Origin of the sequence: Nocardia sp. CA-151230, from assembly GCF_050942175.1 — a bacterium.
Taxonomy (GTDB): Bacteria; Actinomycetota; Actinomycetes; order Mycobacteriales; family Mycobacteriaceae; genus Nocardia.
In genome coordinates, this window is record NZ_CP192061.1 from 6,538,523 (window position 1) to 6,551,768 (window position 13,246).

The following is a 13,246-nucleotide window of genomic DNA, read 5'->3' on the forward strand; positions in this document are numbered from 1 at the left end:
TACAGCATCCGTACCGGTCACGCGGCCACGACGCCGGGCAGCGGGCGCGGAGAACCGGGCAGGACGTCCCCGGCCGGGACGCCGAACCAGCTCTCGGCGAGGGTGGCGTAGAACTCGGACATATCGACCGTGGCGCGCAGATTGCCGTCCGCGTCGAGGGCGCGCAGTGACGGTGCTTCCCCGAAGACGCCGGGATTGGTCGGCCCGAGGATCAGTGCGGTCCCGGCCGCGCCGTGGTCGAGGCCGTCCGAGTCGTTCACCGGGACACGGCGGCCGAATTCGCTGTACGCGGCGATGAGCACGCGATCGGCGATACCCCGCGCGGCCAGGTCCCGTCGGAAGGCGGCCAGCGCCGTGTCGAGTTCCCGCATCAGGGTCTCGTAGCGGCGCGGGTGCTTCGAATGGGTGTCGAAGTCCGCGCCCATGGGGACGTGCACGATGCGCAGACCGTGGTTGTCGTCGGCGAGCAGCCGTGCGGCCAAACGCAATTGGACCCCCAGGTCACTGCCCGGATAGCCATCCGTGGCAGCCGGTAGGGTGGCCGCCACATCCGAGAACCGCAGTGCGGCAGCGCTACCCGCCCTGGCCGTGGCGAAGAGCGGCGCGTCGGCACGGTCGGGGTGGGCCATGGCCCGCTGGGCCGCCAGCCAGGCGGCGCGGACGTTCTCGTCTTCGAAAACCGGGAACAGGCCATCGTTTCCGGCATCCACGGACAGTGTGGTGACCCGTTGGCAGGCGAGCGCCGGTGTGGCGCCGACACCCAGCGACACGCCCACCGCGGGTGCGGCCGGGTCGCCGAGGTGGTCGCAGAGCCGCCCGAGGAATCCGGTGTCCGGGCGGGCGGTGCCCTCGGGATCGCCGGTCTGCCAGCGGTGCAGCATCTCGAAATGCGACAGATCGGGTTTGGCGGTGCCCACGCCCGGAATCACCGAGACGCCCGCGGCGGCCAGTTCTTTCAGCTCTGGATGCAGGCCGAGCGTGCCGTCGATGGCGTGCACGTGCTCGGCGGCGATGGCGGCGCCGCGCCGCAGGTCGCGGTAGCGGGAGTCGGCGTAGGGCACGGCCATCGACAATCCGTCACTGCCCCCGGCCATTTCGATCACCACCAAGCGCCGTTCGTCGAGCGCCGCCGCCCGCATCGGCGCCGGTGGATGCCAGAGCTCCGGTGAGTCCGAGGAGCCGAGCAGTTGACAACCCGCCACCCCGCCGGCCGCGGCCACCACCCCGGCACCGATACCGGCTCGCAGCACGGTGCGCCGATTCAACGAGACCATGAGGAATCCTTCCGGTTCATGCCAGCGTGAATTCCGGCGAGGTGATGACCAGGGCCAGCAGCGCCGTCGCGGCCCGGCCCGGGTCCCGGCGCAGTTCGAATGCCAGATCGCGGGCGGCGGTCCGGGTTCCGGGGCTCGGGTCGTAGATCGACGCACGGGCGAATACCGCGGCGACCGGATCGGCGGCCCCCGCGATCTCGGGCAGGGCGGGCGCGTTCACCGCCAATGCCGCTCGCGCGACGGCCGTGCCCGGCGCGATCCACTGATTCCCCGGCGGCCAGCCCGCCACATTCGGCGGATAGAACGGCGACTGACCGAGGGTGTTCATCGTCTCGAAAGCCGTTGCCGCATTGCCGATCCCGCAGACGGCGAGCGCGGCGGTGACCCATTCGACCGGATAGCGCGGGCGCGCGTACGTCGCCTCGACGAAGGACGGATCACGCAGGATCGCCGCCACCAGAGGCCGAATCTCCAAGCGCGCCTGCGTGAATACGGCAGCCAACTCGGTCACCCGCTGCTCCGAGGCCACCCGCCCGACCAGGAAGTGGTGCAGTTTCGCGGCGATGAACCGCGCGCATTCGAGGCGATCGCACAGTACATCGACGGCATCGCGGACCGTGGTCACCGACCGGCCCAGCAGTTCCACGGCCCGCTGGTTCCCGGATTTCGGATCGAATGCCACAGACCCGTGGTCGTCGACGCTCCATCCGGACAACGCGACCGCGGCGGCCCTCACATCCCGCTGCGTGTAATTTCCCCGCCCGAGCGTGAACAGCTCCATGAGCTCACGCCCGTGATTCTCATTGGGCGCCAGCGCGATCGACCCCGCACCGTCGAGCCACTGCAGCATGGCCCCGTCGATGGTCACCGCCTGCGCCAGCTCCCGGAAATTGCCCAGCGCGTGCTCTCGCAGCAGCAGATGCTGCCGCCACATCAGATCCCAGGTATCGACCTTGTCGTGACTGGAGGTGAAGTGCCCGTGCCAGAACCACACCAGCTTCTCGTGGATGCCGGCCGCCGGATCCGCCATGGCCCGCAGCCACGAACCGACCGGCCCGTCCGAAGCAGACTCCGCCTCCTCATCGAACACCGGCGTCGCGGGCACCAGCGGAGCAGCGGCCAGCACACTCTCGATGACACCCGTGGCTCCCCGGGCGCCACCGGCCCCCTGCCTCGCAAGGGCTTCCACCTGCCCCGGAAACGGCCCGAAGGTGGTGCGCCGCAGCACATGCGCGATCGCCGCCGACTCATCCATACCGCCACGATCGCAGGGCGCCCGTGAGGAATTCGTGAGCCCGCCGATCGGCTCCGGTCCACGGCGTACCGATGCCGCATACCGGGACCGGGCGGCGGGGAGATCCTCCACGCTCAGGGCAGCAGATACCGACCGGTCCAGCCAGTTTCGAACCAGGTCGGCGCGGCGGCGGTGAACGCGTCCTCACCCCACGCGCCCGCACCGGCGGGGACTGAACCGACCAGTTCCACTCCGGTCACGGCAGGCAGATCGGTGCGATTGCACTCGGACGCCAGATCGGGTGCGGCGGGCCAGGATCCGATGACCAGCCCAGCACACTCGATACCCGCCGCCGCCAGGGCGCGGGTGGTGAGCTCGCTGTGGTTGAGGGTCCCGAGGCCGGCGGCCGCCACCAGCAGCACCGGCGCGTTCATCTTCTGGGCCAGATCCAGCAGCGTGAACTCGCCCATCCGGACGAGCAGGCCGCCCGCGCCCTCGACCAGGACGAGGTCGGCGTCCGTGCAGGATTCGATCCCGGCCACCGTCTCCGCGAGGGTCAACAGTGGCTGCCCGCAGCGGCGCGCGGCGGTGTCGGGGGCCAGGGGCTCGGGGTAGCGCGCCAGTTCGAGCGTGCAGGTCACGCCGCTCAACCGGGTGATCTCGGCCAGGTCGCCCGGTTCCCCGGGGGCCATGCCGGTCTGCGCGGGCTTGCACACCGCGACCTCGGTCCCGGCCGCGCGGGCGGTGGCGGCCAGGGCCGCGGTGACGACGGTCTTGCCGACGTCGGTCGAGGTGCCGGTGATGAACAGCAGCTTCGCACTCATGCCGAAACCGCCTCTCGCCCACGGGCTTCGGCCAGTACCTCGCCGAGCACGGTGGCGATGGTGGCCAGCTCGGCCTCCGTGAGGTCGGCGCGGGCGGTCAGGCGCAGGCGGGAGGTGCCCTCGGGGACCGACGGCGGGCGGAAGCAGCCGACGCTGAGGCCGCGGGCGCGGCAGGCCTGGGCGGCATCGTAGGCGACCTGGGCGTCGCCGAGAATGACCGGGACGACGGCCGAATCCGGTTGGCCGACACCGGCGATGCGGGCCAGCTCGGCGGCGCGGTCGAGCACGCGCTGGGCCATCTCGGGGTTGTGGCGCAGCAGCCGCAGGGCCGCGCGGGCCGCACCGACGGCGGCGGGCGCCAGGCCGGTGTCGAAGATGAAGGTGCGGGCGGCGTCGATGAGGTGGGCGCGGACCCGTTCGCTGGCCAGCACCGCGCCGCCCTGGGCGGCAAAGGCTTTGGAGAGGGTCGCGGTGATCACCAGGTCGGGCTCGCCGGCCAGCCCGCACTCCTGCACCAGGCCGCGGCCGCCGTCGCCGCGCACCCCCAGGCCGTGCGCCTCGTCCACGATGAGCACCGCGCCATTGGCCCGGGTCACCCGGTGCAGTTCGGTCAGCGGCGCGAGATCCCCGTCGGCGCTGAACACCGAATCCGTCAAGACCAGTGCACGTTCCTCGGTGCGCTCGGACAGCAGGCGGTCCACGGCGGCCGGGTCGCAGTGCGGCGCGATCTCCACCCGTGCCCGCGACAGCCGGCAGGCGTCGACCAGCGAGGCGTGGCTGCCCGCGTCCGAAACCACGAGTGCGCCACGGCCGGCCAGCGCGGTGACCGCGCCCAGGTTTGCGGCGTAGCCGGAGGCGAACACCAATCCGGCCTCCGCGCCGACGAATTCGGCGAGTTCGGTCTCGAGCTGTTCGTGCTCGGCGGTGGTCCCGGTGACCAGGCGCGAGCCGGTCGCGCCGGCGCCCCAGTACCGCACCGAGGCGACCGCGCCCTCGATCACCTCCGGGTGGCGCACCAGCCCGAGGTAGTCGTTGGAGGCCAGGTCGATGGTCGCCGTATCGGAGGTGCGGGGGCGCAGTTCACGGCGCAGCCCGGCGTCCACGCGCTCGGCGGCGCGCGTGTCGAGCCAGCTCAGGGGATCGGCAGTCACAGCTCGGAAGCATACTTGAACACCGTTCAGGGGGCCATGGGTGTCGGTACACGGCGCTATGCTGGGAAGTCGTAAGGAGGCTGCGCGATGCCACGATGGGCAATAGTGGTCGAGCAGACGACCGGCTTCGGCGACAGCAAAACCTGGAGTCCGAAGATCCTCACAGAGGTGGTGGGAACCCGCGAACAAGCCCTCGCGAAAGTCCCGGACCTCGTATCGAAATTCCAACCCGATCATCCGAAGTTGATCAGCCGCCGCACCATCCTGCGCGACGGCGACACCTTCATGCTGATCGCCCGTGGCTGGTCCGACAACTATCACTGCGTATTCAAGGTCTGGGAAGTCCTGTCAGACAGTGACAATTCAGACATAGTGCGCGAAAGACGGGCCAACCGTTGACGGCTCGCACCGCGCGAGCCGGCACGGCACCACACCGGTAGCCGAGACCGCGTCGGCCTACCGGACCAACCGGCCCAGCAGGGCCGATGCGGTGGCGATGCCGAGGGTGGCGGCCCCGGCAGCCGGCCCGCATCTCGGCGACCCGCTCCCGGACGCTGTCGCGCGCAATGGGATCCAGCCCCACCGTCGGCTCGTCCAGCACCAGCAGGGCGGAGCGCGAACCCAGTGGTCAGACGGCTGCGGCGGCGTACATGGCGGCGGTGATGCGGTGGACGTCGTCGCGGGTGCTGATGAAGGGCGGCATGCAGTAGATGAGGTTGCGGAATGGGCGTAGCCAGACGCCGGATTCGACTGCGGCGTCGGTGGTTCTGCGCATGTCCACCGAGTGGTTCAGTTCGATGACGCCGATCGCGCCGAGGGTGCGGACGTCGGCGACGGCGGGGAGGTCACGGGCGGGGGCCAGGCCCTCGGCGAGGCCGGCGTGGATCTCGCGGACCTCGCTCTGCCAGTCGCGCGAGAGCAGCAGTTCGATCGAGGCCACCGCGACCGCACAGGCGAGGGGGTTGCCCATGAAGGTGGGTCCGTGCATGAGGCCGCCGTGCGAGCGGCTGATGGTTTCGGCGATCTCGGTGGTGGACAGCGCGGCGGCCAGGCTCATGTAGCCGCCGGTGATGGCCTTGCCCACGCACATGACATCGGGCCGGACATTCGCGTGCTCGGCGGCGAAAAGTGTTCCGGTGCGGCCGAATCCGGTGGCGATCTCGTCGAACACCAGAAGGACGTCGTGCTCGTCGCACAGCCGGCGCAGATCGGCGAGGTAGCGCGGATCGTGGAAGCGCATGCCGCCCGCACCCTGCACCACGGGTTCCACGATGACCGCGGCCAATTCGTGCGCGTGCGCGGCGAGGGTCCGCTCCAGCTCCGAGACGTACTGCGGCTCATAGGCTTCCGGCGGCGGGCCCGCGAAGACCTGCGGGACCAGGACATCGGTCCACAGCGAGTGCATGCCGCCCTCGGGATCGCACACGCTCATGGGGGTGAAGGTGTCGCCGTGGTAGCCGCCGCGCCAGGTCATCAGCCGGTGCTTCTCCGGCCGCCCCAGCGCCCGCTGATACTGCAGGCACATCTTCACCGCGACCTCCACCGACACCGAGCCGGAGTCGCAGAGGAAGACCTTGTCCAGACCCTCGGGCGTGAGCTCGACCAGCAGCTGCGACAGCCGCACCGCCGGCTCGTGGGTGAGCCCGCCGAACATGACGTGGCTCATCTTCCGCGACTGGGCGAGCAGGGCGGCGTCCAGCACCGGGTGCTGATACCCGTGCACGGCGGCCCACCAGGAGCTCATACCGTCCACCAGTTCCCGGCCGTCGGCCAGGGTCAGCCGGGTGCCGGACGCGGAGGCGACCACCAGCGGCGCGGTGGTGGCCGGGAAGCCACCGTAGGGATGCCACACGTGGGCGGCGTCGATCGCGGTGATCTCGCCGGAGGGCTGCGCCCCGACAGGCTCGGTCGGTGCCGCAACAGGCTCGGTCGATGCCACGGGAAGTCCTTCGAGGAGCGGGCTTGAACGGCGTTCAAGTTACCACGAACCCGCGCGCCCACCAGCACCCCGGCGTATTCTTTGACTCGGTCAAAGGATTGGAGCCAGGATGGCCGTCGAGACGACCGATCGCCCGGTCGAGGCACAGCACATCGCCGCCGTCCGCGCCTTCAACCGGCGCTACACCCGCATCATCGGCGTCCTGCAGGGCGAGTTGCTCGGCACCGAGTACTCGCTCACCGAGGGCAGAATCCTGTTCGAGCTGGCCCATTTCGGGGCCACCGAAGTGGTGGACCTGCGGCTGGCCCTGGATCTGGACCCGGGATACCTGAGCCGCATCCTGGCCCGGTTCGAGGAGCGCGGCCTGGTCGCCCGCCGCCGATCCGACGCCGACGGCCGGCGGCAGGTGGTGGAGTTGACCGGCACGGGCCGGGCGGCCTTCACGGAGCTGGACCAGCGCACCCAGGACCAGATCGGGGATCTGCTGGTCCCGCACTCCCCCGTGGTGCGCACCCGGCTGGTCGGGGCCATGCGGACCATCGAGCAGATCCTCGACACCGACTCCGAGCCCGATCCCGCCGGCGTGATCCTGCGCGAACCCCGGCCCGGCGACCACGGCTGGGTGATCACCCGCAATGCCGTGCTCTACGCCGAGGAGTACGGCTGGAACGCCGAATACGAGACGCTGGCCGCGACCATCGTCGCTAACTGGCTGAATTCCCATGACCCGCAACGGGAACGGGCCTGGATCGCCGAATACGAGGGCAGCCCGGTCGGCTGCGTCTACTGCATGCGCGAGGACGACACCACCGCCCGGTTGCGACTGCTGCTGGTGGAACCGTCCGCCCGCGGGCTCGGAGTGGGCAGCGCACTGGTCGACGAATGCCTGCGTTTCGCCACCGCGGCGGGATACACCGAGATGGTGCTGTGGACCAACAGCGTGCTGGACTCCGCCCGCCACATCTACCAGCGCGCCGGATTCGAACTGGTGGAGTCGAATCCGCACCACAGCTTCGGCGTCGATCTGGTCGGACAGACCTGGCGGCGGGGACTCGGCAGGGAGGACGATCCGGCCCGCTAGGGTCTGGGCCATGCCTCCCGCGATTCCCGGCACCACCGCGCTCGGTGTCTGGCCGGGGACCGCCTATCCGCTGGGCGCGACCTACGACGGCGCCGGGACGAACTTCTCGCTGTTCTCCGAGGTGGCCCGGCGAGTGGAGCTGTGCCTGATCGACGCGGATCACCGCGAGACCCGGGTACCGCTCGACGAGGTGGACGGCCATGTCTGGCATGCCTATCTCCCCGGCGTCGGACCCGGGCAACGGTACGGATTCCGGGTGCACGGGGGTTTCGATCCGGAGCAGGGGCTGCGCTGCGATCCCAGCAAGCTGCTGCTCGACCCTTACGGCAAGGCGTTCGAGGGCGACTTCGGGACCGCCACCGCGCCCTACAACTTCGGGCAGAACTCGCTCGGGCACACCATGACCGGGGTGGTCATCAACCCGTACTTCGACTGGGCCCACGATCGAGCACCGAAACGGCCGTACCACGAGACCGTCATCTACGAGGCGCACGTGAAGGGCATGACCATCACGCATCCGGAGGTGCCGCCGGAACTGCGCGGCACCTTCGCGGGCATGGCGCATCCGGCGATCCTCGAACACCTGCGGGGGCTGGGCGTGACGGCCGTGGAGCTCATGCCCGTACACCAGTTCCTCGACGACCGGATACTGCTGGACCGGGGACTGCGGAATTACTGGGGCTACAACAGCTTCGGCTATTTCGCGCCGCATCGAGGCTACGCCGCGGGCTCCTCGCCCGCGGCCGCGGTCACCGAATTCAAGACGATGGTGCGCGCCTTCCACGCCGCCGGTATCGAGGTGATCCTCGACGTGGTCTACAACCACACCGCCGAGGGCAACGAGTTCGGGCCGACCATCAGCTTCCGCGGCATCGACAATGCCGCGTATTACCGCCTGGTGGACGATGATCCGCAGCATTACATGGATTACACGGGCACCGGCAACAGCTTCAACATGCGCCACCCGCACGCCCTGCAGCTCATCATGGATTCGCTGCGCTACTGGATTCTCGACATGCGCGTGGACGGATTCCGCTTCGACCTGGCCGCCACCCTGGCCCGCGAATTGCACGATGTGGACCGGCTTTCCACCTTCTTCGACCTGGTGCACCAGGATCCGGTGGTGAGCCAGGTGAAGCTCATCGCCGAACCCTGGGATGTCGGCGAGGGCGGATATCAGGTCGGCAATTTCCCGGTGGCCTGGACCGAATGGAACGGCAAATACCGTGACACCGTGCGGGATTACTGGCGCGGGCAGCCGGCGACGCTGGGCGAGTTCGCCTCCCGGCTCACCGGGTCCTCGGATCTGTACGAGGCCACCGGCCGCCGGCCCAGCGCCAGCATCAATTTCGTGACCGCGCACGACGGATTCACACTGGCGGATCTGGTGTCCTACAACGAGAAACACAACGACGCCAATGGCGAGGGCAATCACGACGGCGAGAACTACAACCGCTCCTGGAACTGCGGCGTCGAGGGCCCGACCGAGGATCCGGAGATCCTGGCCCTGCGCGCGCGGCAATCCCGTAATCTGCTCGCCACCCTGATGCTCTCCCAGGGCACCCCGATGCTGTTGCACGGTGACGAATTCGGCCGCACCCAGCGCGGCAACAACAATGTCTACTGTCAGGATTCACCGCTGTCGTGGATGGACTGGACGTTCATGGACACCAATGCCGACCTGCTCGAATTCACCAGGCGCGCGGTCGCGCTGCGCGCCGCGCACCCGGTGTTCCGGCGGCGCCGCTTCTTCGATCCGGCGCCCGATCCCGACGGCCTCGGCGATCTCGCCTGGTTCACGCCCGGCGGCGCGGCCATGACCGACGCCGACTGGGAGACCGGCTTCGCCCGCTCGCTGGCGGTGTTCCTCAATGGCGACGGCATCAACGAGCCGGGCCCGCGCGGGGAACGCATCACCGACGACTCGTTCCTGCTGTGCTTCAACGCTCACGACCAAGCCCTGGACTTCGCCCTCCCCGACGCCCGGCACGGTAATGCCTGGTCGGTCGCCCTGGACTGCGCCACGCCCACCGGTCGCCCCGCCGCCGACACCGTCCTCACCGCTGGCGCAATGGTGCAAGTGCCCGCACGCTGTCTACTCGTGCTGCGCCGTACGGCATGATCGATACCGCCATGACCAGCTCGCCCGAACACCTCACCGGACCCATCGCCCGGCAGACGCCCGTGCGCAGCACCTACCGCCTGCAGCTGAGGCCCGACGCGCTCACCTTCACCGACGCGCGCGCCATCGCCGAATACCTGCAGCAACTGGGCATTTCGCATCTGTACCTGTCGCCCGTCATGACCGCGACGCGCGGCTCCACCCACGGCTACGACGTCACCGATCCGACCACGGTGTCGGCCGGGCTGGGCGGGCCGACCGGGCTCAAGGCCCTCGCCGACGAGGTGCGCAGCCGCGGTATGGGACTCATCGTCGATCTGGTGCCCAACCATGTGGCGGTGGCCGATCCGCGGCAGAACCAGTGGTGGTGGGATGTGCTGCGGCAGGGCAAGAAGTCCAAGTACGCCACCTGGTTCGATATCGACTGGACGCCGGGCAATGGCGCGGGCGGGCGCATCGCGCTGCCGGTGCTGGCCGGGGAGAACGATCCGGCGGCGCTGACCGTGGACCGCTCCGGGCCCGAACCCATGCTGGCGCTGCACGATCTGCGCTTCCCCATCGCGCCCGGCACCGACGGCGAGAACGCACTGCGCATTCACGACAAGCAGCACTACCGCCTGGTCAACTGGAAGTCGGGGCTGTGTGGATACCGCCGCTACTTCACCGTCGGCGGGCTGGCCGCCCTCCGGCAGGAGGACCCGACGGTCTTCGAGGCCACCCATCGGGAACTGGCCGCCTGGTGCGAGCACGACCTCATCGACGGTGTGCGCGTGGATCATCCCGACGGACTGGCCCAGCCCGCCGAGTACCTGCGGCGGCTGCGCCAGCTCATCGGACCGCAGCGGCTGCTGCTGGTGGAGAAGGTGCTCTCCAATCGTGAACCCCTCGACGCCACCCTGCCCATCGACGGCACCACCGGCTACGACTCCCTCGCCGACATCGGCGGCGTGCTCATCGACCCGGACGGCGAGAAGCAGCTCACCGACCTGTCGCGGCAGTTCACCGGGCACGGCAGCGACCGGGCCTGGTTCACCGAGCAGGAACACCGGATTCGGCGCGCGGTCGCCGAGACCATGCTGGTGCCCGAGGTGCGGCGACTGGTGGCCGCGGTCAAGCGCGACGCCCGCGCCGACGCCTTCGACACGATGGCGCTCACCAACGCCGCCATCGAGGTGCTGTCGTTCATGCCGGTCTACCGCACCGACTACGCGCCGCTGGCGGGCATGGTCGGGGCCGTCGTCGCCGAGGTGGCGCGGCGCAATGCCGAACTGACCGCGCCGCTGCAGGTGCTGGTGACCGCGCTCGCCACCGGCGGTGAGGCCGCCACCCGCTTCCATCAGGTGGGCGGGGCGATGAGCGCGAAAGCCGTGGAGGACACCATGTTCTACCGCGCCGCGCGGCTGGTGTCGCTGCAGGAGATGGGCGCGGACCCGGCCCGCTTCGGCTGCTCGTCCATCGAGTTCCACCTCGCCAATGCCGAACGCGCGCAACGCTGGCCGGCCACCATGACCGCGCTCTCCACCCACGACACCAAGCGCGGCGAGGACGTGCGCGCCCGCATCGGCATGCTCTCGCAGGTGCCCGACATCTGGGCGCGCTCGGTCAGCACCTGGGAGGAGATCGCACCCGGACCCGACGGCGCGACCACACTGTTCCTGCTGCAGAACATGTTCGGGGTGTGGCCCGCCGACGGCCGCCCGGCCGCGGCCGTGCCCGGGCTGCGCGAGCGGCTACATCAGTTCGCGGAGAAGGCGGTTCGCGAGGCCGGCACCCAATCCTCCTGGGAGGAGCCGGATGTCGAGTTCGAGACGGCGGTGCACCGCTGGATCGACACCGTCATCGACGGACCGGTCGGCGCCGAACTGGGTGAGTTCGTGGCCGATCTGGCCGGCCACGCCTGGACCGACGCGCTGGCGCAGAAGCTGCTGCAACTGTGCGGCCCCGGCATCCCGGACATCTACCAGGGCTGCGAGCTGTGGGAGGACTCGCTCGTCGATCCCGACAACCGCCGCCCGGTGGACTTCACCCACCGCTCCCTGCTGCTGCAATCCCTCACCGGCACACCGGATCTCGACCCGACCGGTGCGGTCAAGATGTGGATCGTGGCGTACGCGCTGTGGCTGCGCCGCGAACGGCCCGACTGCTTCGTCGGTGGCGCCTACATCCCGCTGTTCGCGGCCGGCGACCGCGCCCAGCACCTGCTCTCCTACGCCCGCGGCCGCACCGGGGAGACCCCGGAGGTGATCGTGGCCGTCACCCGGCACAGCATCCGGCTGGACGAGGCGGGCGGCTGGGCCGACACCGTGCTGGATCTGCCGCAGGGACACTGGACCGACCGGCTCACCGGCCACACCTTCTCCGGGCGCGCACGGCTGGAGAAGCTGTTCGCCCGGCTGCCGGTGGCCCTGCTGGTGCGCTGAGCGGCCGGCAGATCAGGCCGCGGATGCTTCCGGACCGCCGCCCGCGCCGTCACCGGCGGCGCGCGGCACCCGGTCGACGGGCTCGATGAGATCCGGCGGCACCGGACCGCCCCGATGCTCGCACCAGCGGTGAATATTGGCCGGGCGGTAGCCCTTCCGGTCCGGGACGCTGGCGGCCAGGAAGCTGTCCTGGTCCTCGGGCTGCAGCAGCTTGCGCCAGGAATCCCAGTAGAAGCGCGGGCTGCGCCAGCCGGTCGCCAGGCGGGCGTAGTTCAGCACCCGGAAGCCCGGGCTGAGCGAATCGTGCAGGTGCGTGGTGTCGAACGGGCAGCTGCGGAGCAGGGTGTCGAGGCGGTCGTGATCGAAGGCCAGTCCCTCGGCCTCGGCTTCGGCGATCATCCAGCGCAGGGTGATGTCGGACAGCCCGCAGTCGGCGTAGCCGCCGCCGATATCGCTGTGCACGCCCTCGAACCAGACCTGCTTCACCCGGTCGGGACGGTCGTAGAGCTCGCGCTGGTCGGCGGGAATCTCCCACAGGCAGGGCGAGAAGGCGCGCCGCCGCTCGTCGATGGCCAGCGCCTGCCGCGCGCACAGCACGATGCGTGAGAGCCGCACATCGTGGAAGCTGTGCAGCCACGAGGTGATACCCGGGACGCCCATCGCGCCCACGGTGTCGAAGACGCCGAGGAAATTGATGACCGGCCGCTCGGGGTGGCAGTTCGCGGCGCGGAACGCCGCCCACTCCGGCGGATCCGGCTCTTCCGGATTCTTGCGGGTCTTGTAGATCGCCAGCGCCCTCGGGTACTGACCCCCGATGATGGCCTCGTAGGTCAGGATTCCGAGCCGGTTGATCATCCCCGCCAGGCTGCGGGCGGTGTACGCGCCGCGGCTGAAGCCGAAGATGTAGATCTCGTCCCCGGGCTCCCAGTTCAGGGCCAGCTGCCAGTAGGCGGCCGACAGATTGGCCTCCAGACCCAGACCGAACGCGCCGCCCAGCAACTTGTCGGAGACGAAGCCGCGCGAGCCCGGACCGCAGACATAGTTGATGCGCTGACCGACGGACTTCCCCTCCTTGTCCGTCCCGGTCAGCTTGACCGTCTCCGCGATCTTCACGATGTTCGACACCGTCGAACTCGACTCGGCCTTCCAGGTGCCGTCACAACACACGACCAGCCTTTTCATGAACGTCAGCCTCCCGCCC

General features: G+C 69.8%; 10 protein-coding genes and 1 pseudogene. 4 read left to right on the top strand and 7 right to left on the bottom strand.

Features of this window, described 5'->3' with window-relative positions:
• Positions 1-17: 17 nt before the first annotated feature.
• The 4 genes from ACQP1O_RS30870 to ACQP1O_RS30885 form a co-directional block, all read right to left on the bottom strand.
• Positions 18-1,274, bottom strand: coding sequence for a DUF1501 domain-containing protein (locus ACQP1O_RS30870; protein ID WP_433561921.1), 1,257 nt, complete (start codon positions 1,272-1,274; stop codon positions 18-20).
• A gap of 16 nt (positions 1,275-1,290) precedes the next feature.
• Positions 1,291-2,529 carry a DUF1800 domain-containing protein gene (locus ACQP1O_RS30875; protein WP_433561922.1) on the bottom strand — a complete coding sequence of 413 codons (1,239 nt, stop codon included), beginning with the start codon at positions 2,527-2,529 and terminating at the stop codon, positions 1,291-1,293.
• 113 nt (positions 2,530-2,642) lie between these two features.
• Positions 2,643-3,332, bottom strand: a complete 690-nt coding sequence (gene bioD / locus ACQP1O_RS30880; RefSeq protein WP_433561923.1) for a dethiobiotin synthase — start codon at positions 3,330-3,332, stop codon at positions 2,643-2,645.
• Positions 3,329-4,483, bottom strand: a complete 1,155-nt coding sequence (locus ACQP1O_RS30885) for an 8-amino-7-oxononanoate synthase (protein WP_433561924.1) — start codon at positions 4,481-4,483, stop codon at positions 3,329-3,331. The genes bioD and ACQP1O_RS30885 overlap by 4 nt, the downstream gene beginning before the upstream one ends.
• Positions 4,484-4,588: 105 nt before the next feature.
• Here ACQP1O_RS30885 and ACQP1O_RS30890 point away from each other — a divergent pair, with 105 nt between their 5' ends.
• Positions 4,589-4,882 carry a hypothetical protein gene (locus ACQP1O_RS30890; RefSeq protein WP_433561925.1) on the top strand — a complete coding sequence of 98 codons (294 nt, stop codon included), beginning with the start codon at positions 4,589-4,591 and terminating at the stop codon, positions 4,880-4,882.
• 124 nt (positions 4,883-5,006) lie between these two features.
• Here the strand turns inward: ACQP1O_RS30890 and ACQP1O_RS30895 are convergent.
• Positions 5,007-5,108 (bottom strand): annotated as a pseudogene (locus ACQP1O_RS30895) (ABC transporter ATP-binding protein); the annotation flags it as partial.
• Positions 5,109-5,111: 3 nt separating this feature from the next.
• Positions 5,112-6,422, bottom strand: coding sequence for an adenosylmethionine--8-amino-7-oxononanoate transaminase (locus ACQP1O_RS30900; RefSeq protein ID WP_433561926.1), 1,311 nt, complete (start codon positions 6,420-6,422; stop codon positions 5,112-5,114).
• 109 nt (positions 6,423-6,531) lie between these two features.
• Here ACQP1O_RS30900 and ACQP1O_RS30905 point away from each other — a divergent pair, with 109 nt between their 5' ends.
• From ACQP1O_RS30905 to treY, 3 genes are read left to right on the top strand one after another with little or no spacing between them, the layout of a single operon-like run.
• Positions 6,532-7,503, top strand: coding sequence for a bifunctional helix-turn-helix transcriptional regulator/GNAT family N-acetyltransferase (locus ACQP1O_RS30905; protein WP_433561927.1), 972 nt, complete (start codon positions 6,532-6,534; stop codon positions 7,501-7,503).
• A 10-nt stretch (positions 7,504-7,513) separates the two neighbouring features.
• A complete protein-coding gene (gene glgX, locus ACQP1O_RS30910) occupies positions 7,514-9,625 on the top strand; it encodes a glycogen debranching protein GlgX (protein ID WP_433561928.1) in 2,112 nt (703 codons plus the stop codon).
• A gap of 11 nt (positions 9,626-9,636) precedes the next feature.
• The gene (gene treY, locus ACQP1O_RS30915; protein ID WP_433561929.1) at positions 9,637-12,045 is read left to right on the top strand and encodes a malto-oligosyltrehalose synthase; all 2,409 of its coding nucleotides are present in this window, start codon (positions 9,637-9,639) and stop codon (positions 12,043-12,045) included.
• A gap of 12 nt (positions 12,046-12,057) precedes the next feature.
• On the opposite strand, the gene ACQP1O_RS30920 is transcribed toward treY, so the two are convergent.
• A complete protein-coding gene (locus ACQP1O_RS30920) occupies positions 12,058-13,227 on the bottom strand; it encodes a DUF2235 domain-containing protein (protein WP_433561930.1) in 1,170 nt (389 codons plus the stop codon).
• Positions 13,228-13,246: the final 19 nt, after the last annotated feature.